Annotated in this window: 21 protein-coding genes; 7 read left to right on the top strand and 14 right to left on the bottom strand. The window is 69.6% G+C overall.

The annotated features are described in order from the left end of the window. Window positions 1-290: 290 nt before the first annotated feature. Window positions 291-1,994 (top strand): thiamine pyrophosphate-binding protein, encoded by a 1,704-nt coding sequence (locus tag WS51_RS11510; protein ID WP_060339582.1) that lies wholly within the window; start codon window positions 291-293, stop codon window positions 1,992-1,994. Next, window positions 1,991-3,085, top strand: coding sequence for a glycosyltransferase family protein (locus tag WS51_RS11505; protein WP_069229227.1), 1,095 nt, complete (start codon window positions 1,991-1,993; stop codon window positions 3,083-3,085). The genes WS51_RS11510 and WS51_RS11505 overlap by 4 nt, the downstream gene beginning before the upstream one ends. 59 nt (window positions 3,086-3,144) lie before the next feature. Here WS51_RS11505 and WS51_RS11500 read toward each other — a convergent pair whose 3' ends face one another. The 3 genes from WS51_RS11500 to exaC all read right to left on the bottom strand — a co-directional run bounded on the left by WS51_RS11500 (window position 3,145) and on the right by exaC (window position 6,748). After that, window positions 3,145-4,179 (bottom strand): helix-turn-helix domain-containing protein, encoded by a 1,035-nt coding sequence (locus WS51_RS11500; protein ID WP_059452597.1) that lies wholly within the window; start codon window positions 4,177-4,179, stop codon window positions 3,145-3,147. A 185-nt stretch (window positions 4,180-4,364) separates the two neighbouring features. Continuing rightward, entirely contained in the window at window positions 4,365-4,907 is a 543-nt protein-coding gene (locus WS51_RS11495) for a hypothetical protein (RefSeq protein WP_059505545.1), read from the bottom strand. A gap of 314 nt (window positions 4,908-5,221) precedes the next feature. Next, on the bottom strand, window positions 5,222-6,748 hold the full coding sequence (gene exaC / locus WS51_RS11490) for an acetaldehyde dehydrogenase ExaC (RefSeq protein WP_059505548.1): 1,527 nt from the start codon (window positions 6,746-6,748) through the stop codon (window positions 5,222-5,224). A gap of 317 nt (window positions 6,749-7,065) precedes the next feature. Here exaC and WS51_RS11485 point away from each other — a divergent pair, with 317 nt between their 5' ends. Then, on the top strand, window positions 7,066-7,494 hold the full coding sequence (locus WS51_RS11485; RefSeq protein WP_059505550.1) for a pyridoxamine 5'-phosphate oxidase family protein: 429 nt from the start codon (window positions 7,066-7,068) through the stop codon (window positions 7,492-7,494). A 256-nt stretch (window positions 7,495-7,750) separates the two neighbouring features. Here the strand turns inward: WS51_RS11485 and WS51_RS11480 are convergent, their stop codons facing one another. Continuing rightward, window positions 7,751-9,358: an MFS transporter gene (locus WS51_RS11480; RefSeq protein ID WP_069229226.1), complete on the bottom strand. Its 1,608-nt coding sequence runs from the start codon at window positions 9,356-9,358 to the stop codon at window positions 7,751-7,753. Between the two features lie 154 nt (window positions 9,359-9,512). Here WS51_RS11480 and WS51_RS11475 point away from each other — a divergent pair, with 154 nt between their 5' ends. Beyond that, window positions 9,513-10,397 (top strand): LysR family transcriptional regulator, encoded by an 885-nt coding sequence (locus tag WS51_RS11475; protein ID WP_069229225.1) that lies wholly within the window; start codon window positions 9,513-9,515, stop codon window positions 10,395-10,397. Window positions 10,398-10,409: 12 nt separating this feature from the next. Here the strand turns inward: WS51_RS11475 and eutC are convergent, their stop codons facing one another. From eutC to WS51_RS11455, 4 genes are all read right to left on the bottom strand, one after another. Next, a complete protein-coding gene (gene eutC, locus WS51_RS11470) occupies window positions 10,410-11,201 on the bottom strand; it encodes an ethanolamine ammonia-lyase subunit EutC (protein ID WP_059452591.1) in 792 nt (263 codons plus the stop codon). Further along, window positions 11,198-12,595 (bottom strand): ethanolamine ammonia-lyase subunit EutB, encoded by a 1,398-nt coding sequence (locus tag WS51_RS11465; protein ID WP_059452590.1) that lies wholly within the window; start codon window positions 12,593-12,595, stop codon window positions 11,198-11,200. Before WS51_RS11465 ends, eutC begins: the two co-directional genes overlap by 4 nt. 106 nt (window positions 12,596-12,701) lie before the next feature. Beyond that, window positions 12,702-14,114 (bottom strand): ethanolamine permease, encoded by a 1,413-nt coding sequence (gene eat / locus WS51_RS11460; RefSeq protein ID WP_059505558.1) that lies wholly within the window; start codon window positions 14,112-14,114, stop codon window positions 12,702-12,704. 193 nt (window positions 14,115-14,307) lie between these two features. Further along, complete coding sequence (locus WS51_RS11455; protein WP_069229224.1) at window positions 14,308-15,780, bottom strand: mechanosensitive ion channel; 1,473 nt, start codon at window positions 15,778-15,780, stop codon at window positions 14,308-14,310. A gap of 274 nt (window positions 15,781-16,054) precedes the next feature. On the opposite strand from WS51_RS11455, the gene WS51_RS11450 reads away from it, so the two are divergent. Next, window positions 16,055-16,933 carry an AraC family transcriptional regulator gene (locus WS51_RS11450; protein WP_069229223.1) on the top strand — a complete coding sequence of 293 codons (879 nt, stop codon included), beginning with the start codon at window positions 16,055-16,057 and terminating at the stop codon, window positions 16,931-16,933. Window positions 16,934-17,056: 123 nt separating this feature from the next. Here the strand turns inward: WS51_RS11450 and WS51_RS11445 are convergent, their stop codons facing one another. Beyond that, window positions 17,057-17,407 (bottom strand): zinc ribbon domain-containing protein, encoded by a 351-nt coding sequence (locus tag WS51_RS11445; RefSeq protein WP_069229222.1) that lies wholly within the window; start codon window positions 17,405-17,407, stop codon window positions 17,057-17,059. Between the two features lie 10 nt (window positions 17,408-17,417). After that, the gene (locus tag WS51_RS11440) at window positions 17,418-19,985 is read right to left on the bottom strand and encodes a heavy metal translocating P-type ATPase (RefSeq protein WP_069229221.1); all 2,568 of its coding nucleotides are present in this window, start codon (window positions 19,983-19,985) and stop codon (window positions 17,418-17,420) included. Between the two features lie 81 nt (window positions 19,986-20,066). Here WS51_RS11440 and cadR point away from each other — a divergent pair, with 81 nt between their 5' ends. After that, window positions 20,067-20,498: a Cd(II)/Pb(II)-responsive transcriptional regulator gene (gene cadR / locus WS51_RS11435; protein WP_059505566.1), complete on the top strand. Its 432-nt coding sequence runs from the start codon at window positions 20,067-20,069 to the stop codon at window positions 20,496-20,498. A 68-nt stretch (window positions 20,499-20,566) separates the two neighbouring features. Further along, window positions 20,567-21,139, top strand: coding sequence for a PadR family transcriptional regulator (locus tag WS51_RS11430; protein ID WP_059505568.1), 573 nt, complete (start codon window positions 20,567-20,569; stop codon window positions 21,137-21,139). Window positions 21,140-21,164: 25 nt separating this feature from the next. On the opposite strand, the gene WS51_RS11425 is transcribed toward WS51_RS11430, so the two are convergent. The 4 genes from WS51_RS11425 to WS51_RS11410 form a co-directional block, all read right to left on the bottom strand. Next, window positions 21,165-22,592 carry an FAD-binding oxidoreductase gene (locus tag WS51_RS11425; RefSeq protein ID WP_069229970.1) on the bottom strand — a complete coding sequence of 476 codons (1,428 nt, stop codon included), beginning with the start codon at window positions 22,590-22,592 and terminating at the stop codon, window positions 21,165-21,167. 28 nt (window positions 22,593-22,620) lie between these two features. Next, complete coding sequence (locus WS51_RS11420) at window positions 22,621-23,409, bottom strand: ABC transporter substrate-binding protein (RefSeq protein ID WP_059452582.1); 789 nt, start codon at window positions 23,407-23,409, stop codon at window positions 22,621-22,623. Between the two features lie 114 nt (window positions 23,410-23,523). Then, the gene (locus WS51_RS11415) at window positions 23,524-24,678 is read right to left on the bottom strand and encodes a pyridoxal phosphate-dependent aminotransferase (protein WP_069229220.1); all 1,155 of its coding nucleotides are present in this window, start codon (window positions 24,676-24,678) and stop codon (window positions 23,524-23,526) included. A gap of 265 nt (window positions 24,679-24,943) precedes the next feature. After that, window positions 24,944-25,612, bottom strand: coding sequence for a TetR/AcrR family transcriptional regulator (locus WS51_RS11410; RefSeq protein ID WP_069229219.1), 669 nt, complete (start codon window positions 25,610-25,612; stop codon window positions 24,944-24,946). Window positions 25,613-25,649 lie beyond the last annotated feature (37 nt).

Below are 25,649 nucleotides of genomic sequence, written 5' to 3'. Positions count from 1 at the left end.
GTACATTATACGACTCGATCTGCGATGTAAATCCCTGTGTGTACATAACCACCTCCCGGTGACGTCCCGCGCGATCGCTGCTTCCCCCGTCGAAGCAGGAACCCGCGTTCGATATTCGTAGCGCTCACTTTCCCCCGCCGGGAGCCCACAAACAAGCCGGCCATCCGGCCAACCGCAAGCCGGTCGCGGGCTCGATTCGCCGCGTTCCGGCACTTTTCGCGTGCCGGCGCACCGGCGCCCGGCCGACAGGCGTAAGCTGTACGTCCCGCTACCCAGGGAGACGGCAGCCCATGTCGCATTCCAAGGATCTCGAGCCGCGCGCCACCACCGGCGCGCGACTGCTCGTCGATGCGTTGCTCGCCAATCACGTCGAACGCGTGTTCTGCGTGCCGGGCGAGAGCTTTCTCGCCGTACTCGATGCGCTGGCGGACGACACCGCGCGCATCCAGACGGTCGTCTGCCGCCACGAGGCGGCCGCCGCGAACATGGCGGAGGCGGTCGGCAAGCTGACCGGCCGACCCGGCATCGCGTTCGTCACGCGCGGCCCCGGCGCGACCCACGCGTCGATCGGCGTGCACACCGCGTTCCAGGATTCGACGCCGATGATCCTGTTCGTCGGCCAGTGCGCGCGCGAGCACCTCGACCGCGAAGCCTTCCAGGAAATCGACTACCGCCGGATGTTCGGCCAGATGGCGAAATGGGTCGCGCAGATCGACGACCCGCGCCGCATTCCCGAATACCTGAGTCATGCATTCCACGTCGCGATGTCCGGCCGGCCCGGCCCGGTCGTGCTCGCGCTGCCGGAGGACGTGCTGTCCGACGCGTGCGCGGCGCAACCGGTCGTGCCGGCCGCGAAGCGCGTCGCGGCGTCGCCGTCGGCCGCGCAGGTCGACGAGCTGCGCGAACGGCTCGCACGCGCCGAACGGCCGTTCGCGATCGTCGGCGGCAGCGGCTGGACGCCCGAGGCCTGCGCGAACCTGCGCATCTTCGCCGAGCGCTGGCAGCTGCCGGTCGCGTGTGCTTTCCGCTACCAGGACACCTTCGACAACGCGCACCCGAACTATGCGGGCGACGTCGGTCTCGGGATCAATCCCGCGCTCGGCAAGCGGATCCGCGACGCGGACCTGCTGCTCGTGCTCGGCCCGCGCCTGGGCGAAGCGACGACCGGCGGCTACACGCTGCTCGACATCCCGAAGACGCGCCAGACGCTGATCCACGTGCACCAGGGCGCGGACGAACTCGGCCGCGTGTACGCGGCCGACCTGCCGATCGTGTCGGGGATGCCGGAGATCGCGGCGCCGCTCGCCGCGCTCGACCCGCCGGCACATCCCGCATGGGCCGGCACGGCCGCCGATGCGCATCGCGCCTACCTCGAATGGCATGCGCCGCTGCCGATGCCCGGCGACGTCCAGCTCGGCGACGTGATGGTGCAGTTGCGAGAGCGCCTGCCGCACGACGCAATCCTGACCAACGGCGCCGGCAACTATGCGATCTGGCTGCATCGTCACTTCGCGTACCGGCACTTCCGCTCGCAGCTCGCGCCGACCAGCGGCGCGATGGGCTACGGGCTGCCGGCCGCGCTCGCCGCGAAGTCGCTGTATCCGTCGCGAGCGGTGGTCGCGCTCGCCGGCGACGGCTGCTTCATGATGGCCGGCAACGAGCTCGCGACCGCGATGCAGTATGGGCTGAACATCATCGCGATCGTCGTCAACAACGGGCATTTCGGCACGATCCGCATGCATCAGGAGCGCAACTATCCGGGCCGCGTGCACGGCACCGGGCTCACGAATCCCGATTTCGCCGCGTATGCGCGCGCATTCGGCGCGCATGGCGAGACGGTCGAGCGCACCGCCGACTTCGCGCCGGCACTCGAGCGCGCACTGACCTGCGGGCTGCCGGCGCTGATCGAGATCCGGATCCCGCAAGACGCCAGCACGCCGGCCGCGACGCTCGAGCAGATCCGCGAGCAGGGCCGTCGCGCGCGCGGCGCATGACCGCGGAGCTGCGCACCGCCGTGGCCGGCTTCGCGCTGTCGCGCGACGACGCGCTCACCCATCCCGGCACGCTGCTCGCGCCCGACGGCACGCTCGTCGCGCCGTACGACCTCGAGCACGGCAGCGGCCCGGCTGACGGTCATGTGGCGGCCGCGCCCGCGCTCGGGCTGCTGCACGGCGTCCACCGACCGTTCCGGCTCGACTACGACCGCGTGTCGGACGTGCACGTGATCAACGGAATGGGCGTCACGCTCGGCGACTCGGTGATCGGGCTGACCGCGCTCGCCGCGCTGCGCGCGATGCATCCCGGCTTGCGCTTCACGCTGTACCGGCCGGCGCGCGCACCGCGCTACGTCGACGCGCTGTATGCGCTCGCCGCCGACGTCGTCGCGCCGTCGCGTGCGTTGCCGTACGCAGCCGATGCACTGCCGGCGCACGCGCCATGCATCGATCTCGGCAATCATCTGTACTGGCCCGCATTCGCGCGGCAGCCGATGATCGACTTCTTCCTCGACGCGCTCGGCGCCGATCCGGCCACGGTGCCGGCCGCCGCGAAGCGCAACCGCTGGCTCGCGCGGCTGCTGCTGCCGGCGCTGCCGCCCGAATGGCGGCGGCCGTACGTGCTGTTCTGCCCGAACGCGAGCACCGCGGTGCGCAGCGTGCCGCCGGCGCTTCTCGCGACGTTCGTCGAGCAGCTCGCTCGGCGTTACGGGCTACCGGTCGTCGGCTTCGGCCCGGTCGCGCATCCGGCCTACGTCGACGTGAGCCGCGACGCGGCCGATACGGCCCGCTTCATTGCCTGGGTCAAGGGGGCGAGCGTGCTGTTCGCGCCCGATACGTCGGCGCTGCATCTCGCCGACGGCTTCGACGTGCCGACGCTGGGCTGTTTCACGACGATCGGGCCGGCGCTGCGCGTGCGCGACTATCCGCACTGCGTGCCGGTGGTGCTCGACGTGCCGGGTGAATTGCACGGACTGCACCGCAGCGAGCGACTGGGCGATCTCGCGGCGGTCGAAGCCGCTTACCGGGCGATCGACTGGGATGCCGTGCCGTGGCCTGCGCCGCGCGACGCGGCGGCTGCATCCGGATAGACAACGACGATCGCCCGCAAGATCGGGCGTGCAGCGGCGGCCACGCGCCGCCGCCCGGCTCACCCGGCCGCCACCGTCACCGCGCGCTCGCGCAGCGTCTCCGACGGCCGCTTGCCGAACAGCCGCCGGTAGTCGGTCGCGAACTGGCTCAGGTGCCAGAAGCCCCACGCCTCCGCAACGTCCTGCACCGAGCCGGCCGCCCGGCCGCACAGATCGCGCCGCGCGCCGTTCAACCGCAGCGTGCGCAGGTAGGTCGCGGGGGCCATGCCGAGCACGTCCTGGAAGCAGTACTGCAGCGTGCGCCGGCTCACGTGCAGTTGTTCGCACAGCTCGGGCACGCCGACCGGACGCGTGCGGTGCGCGAGCACGTAGTCGCGCGCCTGCTCGACGATCCAGCGCCGGGTCGACGGTGCGCCGCCGGCGCCATCGTCGGCCGGTTGCGCGCATGCATCGAACAGCGCGGCCAGCACCTCGGCCTGCAGCTCGTCGCGCTGCGCGTCGGGCAACGGGCCGCCCACCGCCGCCGCGCCGTCGAGCCGGCGGCCAAGCAGCGCGCACAGGCGCGCGAGCCGCGTATCGCCGGCCTGGATCACGCGCTGCGTGAACAGCCGCTCGTCGAGCGCGCGGCGTTCGACTTCCTCCGCGTAGCGGCGCAGCACGTCGCCGCGCACGACGACGCCGTAGATCGAGAACTGCGCGGGCGTCAGCAGTTCGAATTCGACGTTGCCGGGCCGGAACGCGAGCGCACCGGGCCCGATGCGGCACGCATCGACGCGCGCGGTGCCGTCGCCGGCGAGCGGGATGCCGAACCAGTACGCATCGCCGCGCACCTCGCATGCCTGGCGCAGCAGGTGGCTGGTCGATTCGCGAAACAGCTTCATCGTGTCGAGCGGCAGCTCGGTCAGCGTGCCGACGAAGCGGCCGGCCGCGAGCTGGTCGTAGGTCTGTCGCCAGCCGATCAGGTTGCGCGCCTGCTCGTCGGCGTCGTGCGCGACGCTGACCACGGCCTGGCCGGCGAGCGCGTCGTCGCCCTGCGCGCTGCACCGCGTGTCCTCGGCCGTCGGCTCGGCCTTGTTCTCCACTCGTTGACCCATCGTGTTCTCCTCACCTGCCCGGAACCGCGTCCCACACGCAAGTCCCGTGCCGAACCGCGCGGTCCGGCGACAAGCCCGTCATTGCACGCCGTGCGGCCGCCGCGCGCCATGAGGGCGCACCCGGAGGCGGCATGCCACGCACCGCGCGAGTGCGGCATGCGCGGCGCGGGCGATCCCGCGACGCGCTACGCGCCCGGCCGCAGCCGCACGACCCGCGTGCCGCAGTTGCCGTATGCCTGCGCGACCGCCAGTTCGACGATCGGGCTGCCGGACGGCCACGGCGCGGCATCCGCCGTCGGCAGATCGGCGCGCAACGTCGCGCGGCCGTTGATCCGGTAGCGGATGCCGCGCACGAAATCGATGAACAACAGCCCGACGCCGCTGCCGTCGCAGGCGAACGGATCGATCCGGTTGCCGTCGCCGTGCGTGGGCAGCGCGAAGCGCAGCGTCTTCGTGTCGATCACGCGCACGACCGGCCACAGATCGCCGTTCGCGTCGCGCATGCCCTGCACGATGTCGCACGTCACGCGCGCCGGGCCGCCGTGCGTCGTGCCGACGAACATGAACGGCTGCGATTCGACGAACTGGCGCACGCCGATGCTCAGCCGCGTCGTGACGACGTCGCTCATGCGCTCGGCTTCGTCGGCGACGCCGAACCGGTGTTGCGCGTCGAGCTCGCCCGCGTGGAACACCGGGTGACGCGGATAGGAACGGGGCGGATCTGCCATGCTGGTTTCCGTCGGGATCACAGTCACGCGCGACGGCCCGGGGCCGCTACCGGAGCGGGCCGCCCGCGACGCGCGGGCCGACGCCGCGTTATCGAATGACGAAAGGCGCAATGAGCGACGTGCCGCACGCGTCGGCCGAAGGCACGCTACCGGGCCGCGAACATCGCCCGACGGCACGGCAACCATCGCCCGGCCGTCGAACGTTGCACGCGCAATCCGGCCAAGGATGCGCCGCCGTCCGGCACCGGCCACCAAACCGGGCGGCGTTGCACTGCCGCCCGGCCGGTGCCGGCACGTCGCCTCCGCGCCGGCGATCAGAAGAACCCGAGCGCCTCGGCCTGGTAGCTGACCAGCAGGCATTTCGTCTGCTGATAGTTCGACAGCGCCATCTTGTGCGTCTCGCGACCGATGCCCGACTGCTTGTAGCCGCCGAATGCCGCATGCGCCGGATACAGGTGATAGCAGTTGGTCCACACGCGGCCGGCCTCGATCTCGCGGCCCATCCGGTACGCGCGCGTACCGTTGCGCGTCCACACGCCCGCGCCGAGCCCGTAGAACGTGTCGTTCGCGAGTTCGATCGCTTCCTGCTCGTCCTTGAACGTCATCACCGACGCGACCGGCCCGAAGATCTCCTCCTGGAACACGCGCATCTTGTTGTTGCCGAGCAGCATCGTCGGCTTCACGTAGTAGCCCGTGCCGAGTTCGGCCGCCGGCGCCGTGCGCTCGCCGCCCGTCAGGCATTGCGCGCCTTCGTCGCGGCCGATGTCGATGTACGACAGGATCTTGTCGAGCTGCTGCTGCGACGCCTGCGCGCCGATCATCGTCTGCAGGTCGAGCGGGTGGCCGGCCTTGATGCGCTCGACGCGCGCGACGGCCTTCTCGATGAAGCGTTCGTAGATCGATTCCTGGATCAGGATCCGCGACGGGCACGTGCACACCTCGCCCTGGTTCAGCGCGAACATCGCGAGGCCTTCGAGCGCCTTGTCGAGGAACGCATCGTCCTGGTCGAGCACGTCGGCGAAGAAGATGTTCGGGCTCTTGCCGCCCAGTTCGACCGTCGACGGGATCAGGCTCTCGGCCGCGTTGCGCAGGATGTGCTTGCCGACCGGCGTCGAGCCGGTGAACGCGATCTTCGCGATGCGCTTGCTGGTCGCGAGCGCCTCGCCCGCTTCCTTGCCGAAGCCGTTGACGATGTTGATCGTGCCGGCCGGGAACAGGTCGCCGATCAGCTCCATCAACACCAGCACCGACGCGGGCGTCTGCTCGGCCGGCTTCATCACGACGCAGCAGCCGGCCGCGAGCGCCGGCGCGAGCTTCCATGCGGCCATCAGCAGCGGGAAGTTCCACGGAATGATCTGGCCGACGACGCCGAGCGGCTCGTGGAAGTGATACGCGACGGTGTTGTCGTCGATCTCGGAAATGCCGCCTTCCTGCGCGCGGATGCAGCCGGCGAAATAGCGGAAGTGGTCGATCGCGAGCGGCAGGTCGGCCGCCATCGTTTCGCGCAGCGGCTTGCCGTTGTCGATCGTCTCGGCCACCGCGAGCAGCTTCAGGTTCTTTTCCATCCGGTCGGCGGCGGCGAGCAGCAGGTTCGCGCGCTCGGCGACCGACGTCTTGCCCCACTTGCGGCGCGCGGCATGCGCGGCGTCGAGCGCGGCCTCGATGTCGTCGGCGCCCGAACGCGGCACGCGGCAGAACGGCTTGCCGTTGATCGGCGACACGTTCTCGAAATACTCGCCCTTCACCGGCGCAACCCACTTGCCGCCGATGTAATTGTCGTACTGCTGACGGTACGGATATTCGACGTCGAGGCCCAGTTGTTTCAGGTCAAACGGGTTCATACATGTCTCCTGTTCATCGTGCTTGTGTGAATACAGCGCCGGTTGGATCGCGCTGCACGGTTTACGCAACATGCGTGCCAAACCGGCCGATGACGGAACGGGAGCGGTGCGTCCGGCCGCCCGCCGCGGGCGGCGCCGGCGCATGCAAAACGAGTGTGCCGATTCTGAACACCGCGACGGCACAGCCGCGGCGGCGGGTGTTCTGATTTTCCACAGCGTGCTCGCGCGCGCGTCGCCGCGCGCCGCGCCCGCCGCATGGCATGTCGCTTGCGTGCGGTACGCGGATCCGCACGCACCGGCCATGCGCCGACCGAACCATGAACGACCCGGGCCCACTCGGCGACGATGCCGTCGCGTTCATCCATGAACAGGCATTCCTGATCGTCGCGACCGCGAACGCCGCGGGCGACAGCGACTGCTCGTATCGCGGCCGGCAGCCGCGCGCGGACGGTTCGTTCGAGCCGCTCGTCGACCTGCCCGATCGCCGCACGCTCGTGCTGCCCGACTTCGCGGGCAACAACCTGTTCAACACGATCGGCAACCTGCTCGTGAATCCGGCGATCGCGCTGCTGTTCGTCGATTTCGTGCGGCAGACGACGTGGCTCGTGCAAGGGCGCGCGTCGATCGATGAAGATGCCGGCAGTCGCGCGCACCTGTGGCCCGATGCGCTGCGCTATGTGGTCGTCGATGTGGAAAGCGCGCATGCGCGGACCGATGCGGGGTTGCCGCCGCTCGTGCTGGCGTGATGCGCATGCGCCGCACGATGCCGGCGTCCTCGATGTGGGAAGTGCGCATGCGCGGACCGATGCGGGGTTACCGCCGCTCGTGCTGGCGTGATGCGCGTGCGCCGCACGATGCCGGTGTCGCAGCAATACGGGCGCGCATCGCCCGGTAACGCGCTGCGAGCGCTTGTGCCCGCCTGATGCGTCGACCGGGTCGGCGCAACTCGAGCACGCCGGCGCCATGCGCGAGGCACGCGTGCCCGGCAACGCAACGCTCCACTCACCGCCCGCCTGCCTCCGCGCAAGCCGGTTCGGACCGGCTGTGCGCGGGCGCGTCGGGAGGCGCACATTCACCGTCGCCGCCACCCGCTTCCGGCACAACCGGCCTCGCACCGAGAAACGCGAACACCACCGCCGCGCACAGCACCGTGACGACGGCAAGCCCGATCAGCAGCCGATCGAACGCGTGTGCATAGCTCGCGAGCAGCGCCGTGCGCTCGACACCCGGCAACACGGCGGCCGCGCCGGCGAGATCGCCCGTCGCGAGCCGCGCGGCCGCACGCAACGCCGCGTCGGACGTGCCCGCCGCCGCGTGCCGCAAATCGGCGTGCACGAGCGTGGCCAGCACCGCGCCGACGATCGCAAGCGCGATCCCTTCGCCTGCCACGCGGGTCGTGCTGAAGATGCCCGTCGCCATCCCCGCGCGCTCCTTCGGCACGACGCTGACCGACAGTCCGTCCATCAGCCCCCACGGCATGCCGGCGCCGACGCCGATCGCGAGCATCGGCGCGATCGCCTGCGGCCCGGCGCCGCCGCGCAGCGCGACGCCCAGCCACACGAGGCCCGCCGCCGCGAGCAGCAGCCCGAGCCCCGAGATCACGCCGGCCGATAGCCAGCGCGTGAGCGTCGCCGCGACGAGCGGCACGACGAGCATCGGCGCGGAGATCGCGAGCATCAGCCAGCCTGCGTCGATTTCGCTGAAACCATCGATGCCGATGAAGCGCAGCGGCAGCACGACGAGCAGCACGATATAGCAGCAGCAGGTCGACACCGGCAGCACCTGCACGCCGACGAAGCGCGCAATCCGGAACAGCGACAGATCGAGCATGGGGCGCGCGACGTGCGTCTCGATCGCGACGAACGCGCACGCACCGAACGCCGCGCCCGCGAGCAGCGCGACGACGAGCGGGTGCGTCCAGCCGCGCGCGGGCGCCTCGATCACGCCGAACGTGAACAGCGTCAGCGCGACGGTGAAGGCGGCCGTGCCCGGCCAGTCGAGCCCGGTCGCGTGCGGATCGCGCGACTCGTGCATGCGCGGCAGCCCGAACGCGAGCGACAACGCACCGGCCGCCGCGCCCGTGACGAAGATCGCGCGCCGGCCGTAGTGCGCGATCAGCGCGCCGGCCAGCACGGGCCCGAACGCGAGCCCGATCCCGAACGTCGTGCCGAGCAGGCTGAACGCGCGGGTGCGCGCCGCGCCGTCGAACTCCTGCGCGAGCGCGGCCGTGCCGCCCGCCAGCGCCGCGGCCGCCGCGAGCCCCTGCGCGGCGCGCAGCAGGTCGACCGCGAGCATCGACGGCGCGAATGCGAGCGCCACCGACATCAGCGTGAAGCCGCCGACACCGATCGCGAACACGCGCTTGCGACCGAACTGGTCGGCCAGCGCGCCGGCCGCCATCAGGAAACTGCCGAACGCGAGCATGAACGCATTGGTGATCCAGTTCATCGCGACCGGGCCGCCGTGCAGGTCGCGGCCGATCGCGGGCGTCGCGACCGCGCCGCCCGAAAACGACAGCGGCAGCGCGACGGCGGCCATGCAGACGGCGGCCAGCACCCACGCGCGCCGGCGCGCCGACGTGGCTAAAGCGGCTGAAAACGGGTGATCCATCATCGCTCCTCGAAAAGCCGGCGCGGATGCGCCTCACGAGCGATCAAGGATAATTTCGATTCAATGATCGAAAAACGACGTAAAGCTCCGCATATAGCGGACTAAAATTCTTCAATCTCCTGCTTCCCATCCACCCGCTCGCTCGCCTACGTCGATGGAAAACCTGAACGGCATCGCCGCCTTCGTCCGCACCGCCGAAGCGCTGAGCTTCGTCGCCGCCGGCCGCGCGCTCGGCATCTCGGCCTCCGCGGTCGGCAAGACGATCGCGCGGCTCGAGCAGTCGCTCGGCGTGCGTCTGTTCAACCGCACGACGCGACGCGTCACGCTCACCGACGAAGGGCGCCATTTCTACGAACGCTGCCAGCGGATCCTCGAGGATTTTCGTGATGCGGAGGCGACGGTGACGGCCTCCGCGCAGCGCCCGCGCGGCAAGCTGCGCGTGAGCCTGCCGGTGATCGGTTACCGGTTCCTGCTGCCGGTGCTCCCGGAATTCAGGCAGCGCTATCCGGACGTCGAGCTCGACCTGGATTTCAACGACCGGATGGTCGATGTCGTCGAAGGCGGCTTCGACGCGGTGATCCGCAGCGGCCCGCTGTCGGATTCGAGCCTGATGTCGCGGCGGCTCGGCCCGTTCGCGTTCGTGCTGTGCGCGACGCCCGCGTATCTCGCGCAGGCCGGCACGCCGCGGGTGCCGCACGATCTCGAAACGCACGATTGCGTGCGCTACTGTTTCCCGACCACCGGCAAGCTGCAGGACTGGGCGCTCGCCGCCGACGACGGCACGCCGCTGAAGCTGCGCACCGCGATGACCTGCAACAACATGGAAGCGCTGCGCGGCGCGGTGATGGCGGGGCTCGGCATCGGCTACATGCCCGACTTCCTCGCGCGCGACGCGCTCGAGAGCGGCGCGCTCGTCACCGTGCTCGACGACTACCGGATCGCGCCGGGGCAGTTCTCGATCGTGTGGCCGTCGAGCCGGCAGTTGTCGCCGAAGCTGCGCGTGTTCGTCGACTTCCTGTGCGAGCGGCTGTTCAAGTAGACGGGCGCCCCGTCACGCGGCGCCGATCCGCTCCGCTTGCGCGTCGGGCAGCAGCGCGTCGCTGTCGTCCTTCAGGCCGACACCCGTCAGCTTGAGCCTGCGCGCGTGCGTCATCAGGTAATGCAGCTTGTGCGCGGCGGCGGCATGCGGCAGCCCTTCGGGCCGCACGTTCGAGATGCAGTTGCGCAACGCGTCGTGGCAGCCGACCTTCGGCGCCCAGGTCAGGTACACGCCGAGGCTGTCCGGCGAGCTGAGCCCCGGCCGTTCGCCGATCAGCATCGCGACGACCTGCGCGCGCAGCAGCTCGCCGATCTCGTCGCCGAGCGCGACGCGCGCCTGGGTCGCGACTACCACCGGGCCGACTCGCCAGCCGTCCGCGTCCAGGCGCGGCCGCATCGCCTGCAGCAACGGCAGCGCCTGCTTCGCGGCCGCGAACGCCGAGAGCCCGTCGCCGACCACGAACACGACGTCCGGCGCGTCGTCGAGGGCCGCGCCGTAGCCGGCCAGCAGCGCGCGTCCGTCATCGGACAGCTTGCGGCCCAGGTCGGGCCGGCGCAGGTAATGCTGGCGGTCGGGCGCCGCACTCTGCACGCCGAGCGTCGCGAAGCCGGCCGCGTCGATCTCGCGGCGCAGCGCATCGGCGTCGAGCGGCTGATGAACCGCATCGCGCGCCTGCGCGTGCGACAGGTTGAATGCGAGCAGCGGCGCGGTCGGCAGGCTGCTGCCCGCGCGGCCGAGCGCGATCCGTGCGTTCGTGAACGACTTCAGCTGCGCCCACGGATTCTTCTCGACGGCGTCGCTCATGCGGAAATCCCCATCCAGTCGTTCGCGCCCGCGAGCAGCGGCACGCGCGCGTTCGCGGCGCGCAGCGCGCCGTGTGCGTCGGCGATTTCCATCGTCTCCAGCCACTCCTCGAACTCGGGCGCGCGGCGCAGGCCGAGCACCTCGCGCACGTAGAGCTGATCGTGAAACGACGTGCTCTGGTAGTTGAGCATCACGTCGTCGGCGCCCGGAATGCCCATGATGAAGTTGATGCCGGCAGCGCCCAGCAGCGTCAGCAGCGTGTCCATGTCGTCCTGGTCGGCTTCCGCGTGATTCGTGTAACAGATGTCGCAGCCCATCGGCACGCCGAGCAGCTTGCCGCAGAAGTGATCCTCGAGCCCCGCGCGAATGATCTGCTTGCCGTCGTACAGGTATTCCGGCCCGATGAAGCCGACCACCGTGTTCACGAGGAACGGATCGAACTTGCGCGCGACCGCATACGCGCGCACCTCGCAGGTCTGCTGGTCGACGCCGAAATGCGCGTTCGCCGACAGCGCGCTGCCCTGCCCCGTCTCGAAGTACATCAGGTTGTTGCCGACGGTGCCGCGCCCGAGCGACAACGCGGCCTCGCGCGCCTCGCCGAGCAGCGCGAGCGAGATCCCGAAGCTCGCGTTCGCCTTCTCCGTGCCGGCGATCGACTGGAACACCAGGTCGACCGGCGCGCCCTTCTCGATCGCCGCGATCGTGTTGGTCACGTGCGTGAGCACGCACGACTGCGTCGGCACGCCGTAGCGCTCGCGGAACCCGTCGATCATCGCGAGCAGCTTCACGATCGCCGCGAGGCTGTCGGTCGCCGGGTTGATGCCGATCATCGCATCGCCGCAGCCGTACATCAGCCCGTCGAGCATCGACGCGGCGATGCCCTTCACGTCGTCGGTCGGGTGGTTCGGCTGCAGGCGCACCGACATCCGGCCGGGCAGCCCGACCGTGTTGCGAAAGCGCGTGACGACGCGGCGCTTCCTCGCGGCCGCGATCAGGTCCTGGTTGCGCATCAGCTTCGACACGGCCGCCACCATCTCGGGCGTGAGGCCCGGCGCGATCCGCTCGAGCGCGGCGCCGTCGGCCGCGGGCGACAGCAGCCAGTTGCGGAAGTCGCCGACGGTGAGATGCGAGATTTCCGCGAACGCGGCCGCATCGTGATCGTCGAGAATCAGGCGCGTGACCTCGTCGTGCTCGTACGGAATCACCGCTTCGTTCAGGAACGCCTTCAGCGGCACGCCCGCGAGCGCGATCTTCGCGGCGACGCGCTCCTCCTCGCTCGCCGCCGCGACGCCGGCGAGCTGGTCGCCGGAGCGCAGCGGGCTCGCCTTCGCGAGCAGCGTCTTCAGGTCCGCGAAGCGGTACGTTCGCGGGCCGATCGTCTCCGTATAGGACATCGTTCGAATCTCCTTGCCAGTCCTTGCCTTGCGAAACGCCGACGGCGCGCCCGTTTCACGGGGCGCGCCGGATGCCGTCACCAGCGGCCGTTCGGGTGAGCCATCGTCATTCCTCCAGCAGCACGTCGGCCGGTGCGCTCGCGCGCTGCGCACGGGTCGCGAGGAAATACGCGTAGCCGAGCGCGAGGAACGCGATGAACACCATCGCCACCAGCCCGTTGAAGTACACCATCGTCCCGAGGCAAATCAGCGCCGCGACGATCGCGAATGCCGGGAAGAACGGATACAGCGGCGCGCGGAACGGCCGCGCCATGTTCGGCTGCGAACGGCGCAGCTTGAACAGCGCCGCCATGCTTACGATATACATCACGATCGCGCCGAACACCGACATCGTCACGATGTTCGCGGTGAGCGTCTGGCCGCCGAACTGGATCAGCTCGTCGCTGTAGATCGCCGCGATCCCGACCACGCCGCCCGCGAGAATCGCGCGATGCGGCGTCTTGAAGCGCGGATGCACCTTGCCGAGCCACTCCGGCAGGTAGCCTTCGCGGGCCAGCGCGAAGATCTGGCGCGAATAGCCGAGGATGATCCCGTGGAACGATGCGACGAGGCCGAACAGCCCGAGCCACACGAGCATGTGCATCCAGCCGCTGTTCGCGCCGACGATGTATTTCATCGCCTGCGGCAGCGGGTCGTTGATGTTCGCGAGCTTGGTCCAGTCGCCCGCGCCGCCGGCGAACACCATCACGCCGACGGCCAGCGCGACGAGCGTCAGGATGCCGGCCACGTACGCGATCGGGATCGAGCGCTTCGGGTTCTTCGCCTCCTCGGCGGCCATCGCGACGCCCTCGATCGCGAGGAAGAACCAGATCGCGAACGGGATCGCCGCGAACATCCCGTGGAATGCGCCGACGCTGAAATGATCAGCGCCCGACCAGCCGCCCTTCATGAAATTGCTCCACGCGAAGCCCGGCGACACGACGCCCATGAACACCAGCAGCTCGAAGATCGCGAACAGCGTGACGACCAGCTCGAACGTCGCGGCGATCTGCACGCCGACGATGTTCAGCGCCATGAACACGAGATACGCGCCCATTGCCGCGTGTTTCGGTTCGAGCCCCGGAAACTGCACGTGCAGGTATGCGCCGATCGCGAGCGCGATCGCGGGCGGCGCGAACACGAATTCGACGAGGGTCGCCGCGCCGGCGAGATAGCCGCCCGCCGGGCCGAACGCGCGGCGCGCATACGCGAACGGGCCGCCCGCGTGCGGGATCGACGTCGTCAGCTCGGTGAAGCTGAAGATGAAGGTGGTGTACATCGCCGCGACGAACAGCGCGGTGACGACGAAACCCAGCGTGCCGGCACTCGCCCAGCCGTAGCTCCAGCCGAAGTATTCGCCTGAAATCACGAGGCCGACCGCGATGCCCCACAGTTGCCAGGTCCCGAGCGTCTGCTGCAGCGCGGGCTGGCCGGACGACTTGGCGCCGGCGGCGGGCCGGCCATTCGACTCTGCTTTCATCGGATTCTCCTGAAAGGCGCCGGCCTGCCGGGCCCGCGCGACTGAGAATCGATGCTAGAGAGTCATTAAACGACGTGTTATCGAAATTCGGCAAAGATGACGGCTGACGTTTCGCTGACGGCAACGCCGCCGCCCGCCACGCTTTTCCCGCGCGCGCTGCCCGGCCGCCCGACGCGGCCGGACGACCGACGCGTTACTGGCCCGACTGGCCGCCGCCGCGCTGGTTGAACCAGCGGTCGAGCAGCTTGCCTGCCGCTTCGCGGCCGCCGAGGCCGAACGAAAGCGCGACCGCCACCGCGATCGCGCCGAGCACGAGGCCGAACGCGAGCTGCACGATCTCGTTGGCGATGCCCATCGCACGCAGGCCCATCGCGAATACCAGGCCGAGGATCGCGAATTGCGCGATGCGCGCGAACAGCACGCTGTGCTCGCGGTCGGCCTGCTCGATCACGCGGCGCGCGAGGCCCGCGAGCCACACGCCGATCACGAGGATCACGCCGCCCATCAGCACGTGGCCGCCGAATTCGATGAACAGCGTGACGACGTCGCGCACCTGCGTGAAGCCGAGCCGGTTCGCGGCTTCCACCGACGCGAACAGCATCGCGAAGAACACGATCAGCCGCGCGACCAGCACCGACGGCTGAAGGATCCCCGAGAACACGCGCTCGACGCCGAGCACGGCCGGCAGACCGTCGACGCCGGCGGCCTCCAGCAGCTTCTGCGCGAGCGACGCGACGAAGCGCGCGAAGTAGAACGTGACGAGCACGATCACGATCGCCGCGACGATGTCCGGCACCGCGCCGAGGAACTGGTTCAGCATGTTGGTCGCGGGAATCGAGATCGCGTCGATCTTCAGCGCGTCGAGCGCGGAGATCAGCGTCGGCACGAACACGAACACGTAGACGATCGTGCCGACCAGGCTCGACACGCGCACCGGCGTCGGGCTGTCGATGCCTTGCGTGAGGCGATCGGCGCCGGCGGCGACGAGCAGGTTCGTCACGAGGCCGCGCAACACGCGCGCGACGATCCAGCCGACGAAGCCGATCACGGCGGCCGCGAACAGGTTCGGCACGATCGCGAGCAGCTTGTCGACCATGCCCTGCACCGGCGACAGCAGGCCGGACAGCGCGAACGACGCGAGAATCGCCGGCAGGAACATCAGGATCACGAGCCAGAACAGCACGTCACCGAGATAGCCGCTCATCGGCTGCATGCCCGCGCTTTCGGACAGCTTGTCGTCGACCTTGCTCGCCTTCAGCGCGCGGTTCGCGAGGCTGCGCAACAGCGATGCGATCAGCCACGCGATCAGCGTCAGCGCCGCGCCGCCGATCAGGTTCGGCAGGTAGTTGACGATGTGGGTGACGAGCAGCGAGAACGGATTGGACACCGCGTACAGGTTGAGCACGTTGAAGATGCCCACGGCGGTCACGAGCAGCACGAGCCAGAACAGGCCGCCGGCGATGATCCGTTCGACGCACGCGCCCTGGCCGGTGCTTTCGTTGATGCGCTGATCGACCTTCAGCGCGCTGAGCAACCGGAGCGCGCCGGCCCGCACCGCCACGGCGATCAGCCAGCCGATCACCAGGATACCGATCGCCCCGGCGATCTTCGGCAGGTATCCGCCTAGCGTGGTCTGCAGCGACGTGATGAAGCTGGAAGCATCCATTTCTTCTTCTCCCGAAAACGTGGCGTTGCGATTGAACATCGACGAACTACCTGCGTACTTCGAAAAGCGTGCGTTGCCGTCCGAGCAACTTACCCGAGAAAAATGACGCGATCACCCGATTTCACCGTCTTTAACTTTAGACACAGATCGACGGGAACGAGACCCAATTTCGTCGAAATAAAAAGGGCCGGAAGTTTGCGCGCTACGCATCTCCGCAAGATTTATCAAACGGCGGCGTGCTACCGTGACGTCGACTCTTGCCCGGGACGCACGCATGACCGTCGACACCAGAATCGAAACGCCCGCGTGGGCCCGCTATGCGGCACGCATCGCCCGCGTGCACGACTACATCCTCACGCATCTCGACGACACGCTCGACCTGAACCGGCTCGCCGAAATCGCGTGCCTGTCGCCGTATCACTGGCAGCGCGTCTATCGCGCGCTGTACGGCGAGTCGATCGTGCTGACGGTGCGGCGGATGCGGATCGTGCGCGCATCCGAGGATCTCGCGTGCACGACGCTGCCGCTCGACGCGATTGCGCGGCGCGCCGGCTACGGCTCGACGCACGCGTTCGCCCGTGCATTTCGCGATGCTTACGGCGTGCCGCCCGCGCAGCACCGGCGCGCCGGCGTTCACCGGCCGATCTATCCGTTACAGCGAGGAGAGGAAGACATGTTCAAGCATGAAGTCGAGATCCGGCGGCTGCCGGAACTGCGCGGCTATGCGGTGCCGCATATCGGCGCGTACCTGAAGGTCGGCGACGCATTCGCGCAGATCGGCGCATGGGCCGGGCGGCACGGGCTGATCGGCCCCGGCGCGAGGATGATCGGAATCTTTTACGACGATCCCGATACGACGCCCGACGCGCAATTGCGCGCGAAAGCGTGCATCGTGCCGGCCGATAGCGCGCCGGACGTCGAGCCGGCGCCGCCCGTGGAACGCATGACGCTCGCCGGTGGCGAGTACGCGGTGTTGCTGCATACCGGCCCCTATGCGGACCTGAAGACGGCCTATCAGTGGCTGTACGGCGACTGGCTGCGGCGCTCGGGCCGCGAAGCCGCCGATGCGCCGCCGTTCGAGCTGTATCTGAATACGCCGATGGATGCGGCGCCCGCCGACCTGCGCACCGAAATCCATTTGCCGCTGCGTTGAGCGGTGTTTTTCGGCGCGCGGGCTGCGCGCCCGCGCGTCGTGGCTTGCGACGCCTGTTGCAGGCGCCGTGCGGTACCGTGGGGGAACGGCCGTTATGCCGGCAACGCGGCCGGCGACCAAGCGTTACGCCGCCTGCGTCCCGCAGCCGGGACAAAAGCGTGCGTCGGTGGCCAGCGCTGCGTGGCACCGGCTGCACGCCTTGCCGCGCTGCGATGCCCCGCACTGCGCGCAGAATCGCGCATCCACCGCGTTGATCGCGCCGCACCCCGCGCACGCGAGCTGGCGCAGCGGCATGTTGCCGCTCGGGCTGCTCTGCCCGTCCGCCGATGGCGGCCAGCCCCAGCCGTAACGGTCGTGGCCGCCGTGGCCGTCGCGTTGCTGCCCGCCGTGATGGCTGCCTTTGCCATGGCCGCTGCCGTGACCGCCTCCGTGACCGCCGCCGTGGCCGCCCAGAATCCGTTTCAGAAAGCCCATCGCCCGCTCCTCATCGCTTCGCCGCCGCGCCGTCGAACACGCCCGTCTTCGACAACAGCCGCAAGCCGTTGCCGACGACGATCAGGCTCGCGCCGGCATCGGCGAACACGGCCATCCACATCGTGCCGAGCCCCGCGACCGTGAGGCCGAGGAACACGATCTTCACGCCGAGCGCGAACCCGATGTTCTGCACCAGCACGCGGTGCGTCGCGCGCGACAGCCGCACGAACGCCGGGATCTTGCGCAGGTCGTCGTCCATCAGCGCGACGTCGGCCGTCTCGATCGCCGTGTCGGTGCCCATCGCGCCCATCGCGAAGCCGATGTCGGCGCGCGCAAGCGCCGGTGCGTCGTTGATGCCGTCGCCGACCATCCCGACCGCGCCCGCGCCGCCCGCCGACAGCTCCTCGACCGCCGCCAGCTTGTCCTCGGGCAACTGGTTGCCGCGCGCATCGTCGATGCCGGCCTGCCGCGCGATCGCCTGCGCGGTGTGCGGGTTGTCGCCGGTCAGCATCGCGGTGCGGATGCCGAGCGCGTGCAGATCGGCGATCGCCGCGCGGCTGGTGTCCTTGATCGTGTCGGCCACCGCGAAGATGCCGAGCACGCGCGTGTCGTCGATCAGCATCACGACGCTCTTGCCCTGCCGCTCGAGCGCGTCGAGCTTCGCCTCCAGCGCCGGCGAGCAGCGTTCGAGCTCCTCGACGAGCCGATGGTTGCCGAGCCAGTAGCGCGCACCGTCGATCGTGCCGCGCACGCCGCGCCCCACGAGTGCTTCGAAGTCCTCTACATCGGCGAATGCTGCCGTCTTCGCATCGCGCGCCGCGGCGGCGATCGCCTGCGACACCGGGTGATCCGAGCGCGCCGCGAGGCTCGCGCCGAGGTGACGCACGCGCGCCGCGTCGACGTCCGTCGCATGCACGTCGAAGTCGGTCTGCACCGGCTTGCCGTGCGTGATCGTGCCGGTCTTGTCGAGCGCGAGCCACGCGAGCTTGCGGCCTTCCTCCAGATATACGCCGCCCTTCACGAGAATCCCGCGCCGCGCCGCGGCCGCGAGCCCCGACACGATCGTCACCGGTGTCGAGATCACCAGCGCGCACGGGCACGCGATCACGAGCAGCACCAGCGCGCGATAGATCCAGTCGTGCCACGCGCCGCCCGTTACGAGCGGCGGCGCCACCGCGACCAGCAACGCGACCGCGAACACGATCGGCGTGTACACGCGCGCAAACTTATCGACGAAGCGCTGCGTCGGCGCCTTCGCGCCCTGCGCCTGCTCGACCGCGTGGATGATCCGCGCGAGCGTCGAGTTGGCGGCGACCGCCGTCACGCGATAGTCGAACGAACCCGCTTCGTTGATCGTGCCCGCGTACACCGCGTCGCCGGCCGTCTTGTCGACCGGCAGGCTCTCGCCGGTGATCGGCGCCTGGTTCACCGTCGAGCGGCCCGCGACGACCTCGCCGTCCAGCCCGATCCGCTCGCCCGGCTTCACGCGCACGATCGCGCCAAGCGCGACCCGCGCGGCCTCGATCGTGCGCCACGTGCCGTCGGCGTCCTGCACCGTCGCGGTGTCCGGCGCGAGTTGCATCAGGCCCTGGATCGCGTTGCGCGCGCGATCGAGCGACTTCGCCTCGATCAGCTCCGCGATCGTGAACAGCACCATCACCATCGCGGCTTCCGGCCACTGGCCGATCGCCATCGCGCCCGTCACCGCGATGCTCATCAGCGCGTTGATGTTCAGGTTGCCGTTGCGGATCGCGATCCAGCCCTTCCTGTAGGTGGTCAGCCCGCATGCGAGCACCGCCGCGAGCGCCAGCGACGCCGACAGCCACACCGGCAGGCCGGCCCAGCTGACGGCCTCGGACGCGATCGCGGCGACGCCGGCCAGCGCGAGCGGCCACCACGGCTTCGCGGGCGGCGGCGCGACGGGCGCGGCCGGTGCGTCGGCCGACGCGGCCTCCGGCGTCATCCCGAGCGTGCGGATCGCGGCTTCGATCGCCGGCTGCGCGCCGGGCACGTGTTCGACGCTCAGCATCCGCTGCATCAGGTTGAATTCGAGCGCGGACACCTGCTGCATCGCGCCGAGCTTCTTGCGGATCAGCGTTTCCTCGGTCGGGCAGTCCATCTGCATGATCCGGAACGCCGAGCGCACGTGACCCGATGCGGTCGAGCGCGAGGCAGGCAACGGCGCGAGCGTCAGCGCGGCCGGCGCGCAGCAGGCGCCGGCCGCGTGGTCGTGGTGGTGGTCGTGGTCGTGGTCGTGGTCGTGACCGGCATGGTCATGCGGCGCGTGGTCGCGCGAGCATGCCGCGCCGTGCTCATGTGCGCCGCCGTGCGCGTGGCCGGCATGGTCGCCGTGATCGTCGCGCGTGGCGCGCGCCGAAGCGTGATCATGGTCATGATCGTGACCGCATGCCTGCGGCTGCGCGCGATGCGCCGCCGCTTCGCCATGCGCGTGCTCGCCGACCGCCGGCGCCGCGTCGGCAACGGTCGCCGCCTGCGTGTCGCACGCGTCGGCGCAGCACGCATCGGCGCCGCCGGCATCGCGGTGTCGTGGGTCGGGGGTACGCTGGGCGTCGGTCATGACAACCTCCTCTATGGCTTGACGGTGTAGAGTTAACACCCTGAAGCCACTACAAGGTCAACCCTTGCAAAGGAGAAAGCCATGAAGATCGGCGAACTGGCCAAGGCGGCCCGCTGCACGCCCGAAACGATCCGCTTCTACGAGAAGGAAGGGCTGATGCCGGACGCGGAGCGCACCGATTCGAACTACCGCAACTACACCGACGTGCACGTCGAGCGGCTGCGCTTCATCCGCAACTGCCGCGCGCTCGACATGGCGCACGACGAAATCCGCACGCTGCTGCAGCTCACGGACACGCCGGCCGACCCGTGCGATTCGGTCAACGCGCTGCTCGACGAGCACATCGGCCACGTCGACGCGCGCCTCGCCGAACTGACGCATCTGCGCGACCAGCTCACCGAATTACGGCGCCAGTGCGTCGGCGAACACTCGGTCGAGGACTGCGGCATCGTCCACGGTCTGACGACGATGGAGACCGTCGCGCCGGCCGCGAAGCGCTCGCACCTCGGCTGAAACCCTTGTGGAATATGATGGTCTAGTTGATACTAGTTATATTCTGACTAGACATAATCAAACTATTCATGGCAACAAGCCGCCCGTCTCCGCTCGCGCTCGCGGTCCTCGCGACGCTCACCGAGACGCCCATGCATCCGTACGGGATGCTCCAGCAGTTGAAGGCCCGCGGCTATGACGAAGTCGTCAACGTCCGGCAGCGCACGAGCCTCTACCAGACGATCGACCGGCTGCTGCGCGACGGGCTGATCGCCGTGCACGACACCGAGCGCGACGGCGCGTTTCCCGAACGCACGCTATACACGCTGACCGAAGCCGGGCACACGGCCGGGCAGGCGTGGCTGCATGCACTGCTCGCCGAGCCCGCGCGCGAGTTTCCGGCGTTCGGCGCCGGCCTCGCATTCCTGCCGCTGCTCGACGCCGACGATGCACGCCAGCAACTCGAGCGCCGCATCGCCGCGCTCGAGGCCGAACGCGAGCGTCTGGAGTCGCTGCGCAACGCCGCGCAGAACGACCAGGTGCCGCGCCTGTTCCTGTTGCAGAACGAGCATGCGCTCGTGCTGCTCAACGCGGAGCTCGACTGGGCGCGCAGCATCGTCGAACACCTGAAGATCGGCGCACTGCGCTGGGTCGACGGCTGACGCGCCCGCCGTCGGCTCGCGCCGATCAAAGCACCTTGCCGGGATTGAGTACGCCGGCGGGATCGAGCGCCGCCTTCAGGCGCCGCATCAAGCCGATTTCCGCTTCGCTGCGCGTATGCGCGAGATACGCGCGCTTGAGCATGCCGATGCCGTGCTCCGCCGACACCGAGCCGCCCATGTCCCGCACGACCGCGTACACGCAGCGATCGATCGCGTCGGCGTCCGCGTCGCGCATGCCGGCGAGCGATACGCCGATATGCACGTTGCCGTCGCCGACGTGGCCGAAGAACAGGCAAACGATATCGGGCCACGCCGCACGCAACGCCGCCTCGCAGCGCTCGGCGAACAGGCCGAGCTCGCCCGTCGGCAGGCTCACGTCGAAGTTCACCAGATGCGGCAGCGCATCGATCGCGAGGCCTTCGCGCAGCGTCCAGAGGTCGCGCGCCTGCCGCTCGGACGTCGCGAGCGCCGCATCGTCGACGAGCCCCGCGTCGATCGCCGCCTCGAGGCCGGTTTCCAGCGCGTGGCGCGCATCGCCGCCCGGTGCGCTCGTCGCGCACTCGATCAGCACCGCGAAGCCGCCGTCGCCCGCGAACGGCGCGACGACGCCGGGCGTGTGGCCCGCGACGTAATCGTAGAAGGCCGGCCACATCGCTTCGAAACTGACGATTTCGGGCAGCGCGCGCAGGCGGTTCCACAACGCGACGACGGCGTCGTAGCCATGCACGCGGCAGAGCGCGGTGGCGGGCGCGGCCAGCTTCGGATGCAGCCGCAGCACGGCACGCGTGACGATGCCGAGCGTGCCTTCGCTGCCGATGAACAGGTGCTTCAGGTCGTAGCCCGCGTTGTTCTTCAGCATCCGGTTCATCGACGATACGACGGTGCCGTCGGCGAGCACGGCCTCGAGGCCGAGCACCTGCTCGCGCATCATTCCGTAGCGGATCGCGCGCGTGCCGCCCGCGTTGGTCGCCAGCATGCCGCCGATCTGGCACGAACCGCGAGCGCCGAGATCGACGCCGAACGTGAAACCCGCCGCCTCCGCCGCCTCCTGCACCGTCTGGAGCGGCGTCCCGGCGCGCACCGTCATCGTGCCCGCCGCCGCGTCGATCGCCTCGACACCTGCGAAACGCTCCATCGACAGCACGACCTCGCCGCCCAGTGCGACCGCGCCGCGCGCGAGCCCGGTGAGGCCGCCCTGCGGCACGACCGGCTGCCCGAGCCGCGTGCACAGCGCGAGCGTGCGCGACACGTCGTCGACGCTGCGCGGGCGCACCAGCGCGCGCGGCCGCACACCGGCCGGCTGGTTGTACGCGGTGAAGTAGCGCGGATCGATCTCGGCCGCCCGCGTGACCAGCGCGTCGCCCAGGGCGGCGACGAGCGCCGCCTCGAGCGCGTCGTCCGTCGGCAGCGCCGCAGCGTGGCCGCCCGTCGCTGCGGCGGCCTGTGCGCTCATAGCCTGGCTCTGCATCGCGCGCGTCCGCTTACTTCGCGGAGATGTCGATATCGCCGAAGTACTTCTGGCCGAGCGACTTCACCGTGCCGTCCGCCTTCAGCTTGTCGATGGCGGCATCGAGTTTCGCCTTCAACGCGTCGTCGCCCTTGCGCAGGCCGAACGCGATCCCGCTGCCGAGAATGCGGTCGTCGCGCACGGGCTGGCCGGCGAATGCGAAACCCTTGCCGTCCGGGCGCGACAGGAAACCGCGCTGGCCAGCCGGCGCGAGCACCAGCGTTGCGTCGAGGCGGCCCGCCACGAGGTCCGCATACGCCTGGTTCTGATCCTGGTACGCGACGACCGACACGCCGGCCGGCTCCCAGTGCGCCTTCGCGTAGGTTTCCTGGATCGATGCCTGCAGCACGCCGACACGTTTGCCTTTCAGCGATTCCGGCGTCGGCAGCAGGCCGCTGCCGGTGCGCGCGATCAGCTGCGTCGGCACGCGATAGATGATCGTCGTGAAGTCGATCGCCTGGCGCCGCTGCTCGGTCGCGTTCATCGCCGAGTTGATCGCGTCGAACTTGCGGCCCTTCAGTGCGGGAATCAGCCCGTCGAACGACGTCTCGACCCACTTGCACGACAGCTTCGCGGTCTGGCAGACGGCGTTGCCGACGTCGATGTCGAAGCCCTGCAGATCGCCGTTGGGCGCCTTCGACTCGAACGGCGGGTATTGCGCCTCGAGGCCGAAACGCAGCGTCTGCCCGTCGGCGAGCGCCGCGCCGGAACCGAGCGCGCACGCGAATGCGAACGCGAGCTTGAGGGTGTGTGCATGCTTCATCGTGATCTCCTGGCTTGTCGGCCGGCGCCGCGCGTTCGCACGTGCCCCGGTTCCGTCGTTGACTTTCCGTGCGACGTACACGTCGCGTGCTTGGGGTGCGGGCCGCGCCCGCGGTTACAGCGAACGCAACCGCCGCGCGCCTTCGATCAGCGTCGCGTCGTCCTTCGAGAAACTGAGCCGGATCACGCCCGCGTCGGTGCCGTCGGTGTAGAACGCCGACAGCGGGATCGTCGCGACGCGCGCATCGCGGATCAGGCGCAGCACGAAGTCGCTGTCGCGCTCGTCCGAGAAGTGGCGGAACCGCGCGAGCATGAAGAACGAGCCTTCGCTCGACAGCAGCTCGAAGCGCGATCCGGCCAGCTCGCGCACGAGCAGGTCGCGCTTGACCTGGTAGAACGCCGACAGGCCGAGATAGCTTTCCGGCCGCGCGAGGATTTCCGCGAACGCGATCTGCATCGGCGTATCGGCCGAGAAGACCATGAACTGGTGCACCTTGCGGATCTCGTCCATCAGTTCGGCCGGCGCGATGCAATGGCCGACCCGCCAGCCCGTCACGTGGAACGACTTGCCGAACGACGACACGATCACGCTGCGCGCGGCGAGCTCGCGGTGACGCGCGACGCTCTGATGCTGCGCGCCGTCGAACACGACATACTCGTAGACCTCGTCCGACAGAACGACGATGTCGGTATTGCGCGTGAGCTGCGCGAGCCGTTCGAGATCGTCGGCGGAGAACACCGTCGCGGTCGGGTTGTGCGGCGTGTTCACGATGATCATCCGCGTGCGCGGTGTGATCGCCGCGGCCACCTCGTCCCAGTTCACGCGGAAATGCTCGGGCGACAGCTTGATCGCGACCGGCGTCGCGCCCTGCAGCCGCACGATCGGCGCATAGCTGTCGAACGACGGCTCGAAATAGATCACTTCGTCGCCCGGATGCACGAGCGCGCTGATGCTCGCGTAAAGGCCCTCGCTCGCGCTCGCGATCACCGTGATCTCGGTGCCCGGGTCGTAGCGCGTGCCGTACAGCGCCTCCGTCTTCTCCGCGAGACGTTCGCGCAGCAACGCGACGCCGGCCATCGGCGCGTACTGGTTGTGGCCGTCGCGCATCGCGCGCGCGACGCCGTCGACGAGCGCCGGATCGGGCGCGAAATTCGGCGCGCCCTGCGACAGGTTCAGTGCATCGTGCTGCGCGGCGAGCTGGCCGATCACCGTGAAGATCGTCGTCCCGACGTCCGGCAGTTTCGAACGGGGCGTGGTGGCGCTTCGCATGACTCCTCCTTCATATGTCTTTCGCGCCGGCCCGCGTGACGCGTGCGGCCCGGCTCATGACGCATGATTTAGCTCGAGCCAATAAGGGCGGACAACCGAAAGTTCGTCATGGCGGCCATGCATTTTTCTCATGGGGAGTCATGCGCGAGGCTCGATGTCGCGGCCATCTGGCCGGCCATGCATGCGCTTCAGGAATTTCCGCCGGGCCGCTTCACACGCGGGCCCGGCTTGCACCGGCCGCCCGGACGCACGGCCACGCCGCGCGTCATGCGCCGGCGCTCCCCAGATAGGCGCGCAGCACGGCCTGCAGCTCGCCGCGCAGCGCGGCGAAGTCGAGCGCGGGCCCGAGCGTGAGCAGCGCCTGCGACACGCCGCCGTAGCACACCGCATGCGCCATCCGCGCGACACCGTCGAGCCGCGCGGCCGGCGGCGGATCGCTGCACTGTGCAAGCGCGTCGCGCCACAACGCGACATACGCGTCGTAATGGCGGCGGTACGCGCCGAGCGGCGACACCTGCCGCTCCAGCGCGAAGAACGCGCTCCACGCCGCGGCGTCGGCGGCGATCGCATCGACCTGCAGGTCGACGAGCGCGGCCGCGAGCTCGGTACGCGGCACGCCGCGCAGCCGCTGCGCCGCGTCGCGCAGCCGGTCGGCCAGCGCGAGCACGCGCCGGTGGATGCACAGCGCGGCGAGGCTCTGCTTGTCGCCGAAGTATTCGTAGAAGGTGCCCACGCTCACGCCCGCGACGGCCGCGATCTCGCGGATCGTCGCCTTCGCGTAGCCGCGCTCGAGCAAAAGCTGAACGAATGCCTGCTGGAGCGCATCGGACGTGGCCTGCGCGCGCGACTGGCGCGGCCGGCGGCGCAACGCGGGCGCGGGTTGCGCCGCCGGCTGGCCGGGCGGCGCCGGAACCTGAACATGTCGCGGCGGCATATTTGCTACTCTGAAATTCAGCGGAAACGTGTTTGAA

The sequence above is a fragment of the Burkholderia territorii genome (assembly GCF_001718335.1).
Lineage (GTDB): Bacteria > Pseudomonadota > Gammaproteobacteria > Burkholderiales > Burkholderiaceae > Burkholderia > Burkholderia territorii.
Note: the sequence above shows the minus strand (reverse complement) of the source record. Positions and strands in the feature narration are given on the sequence as shown.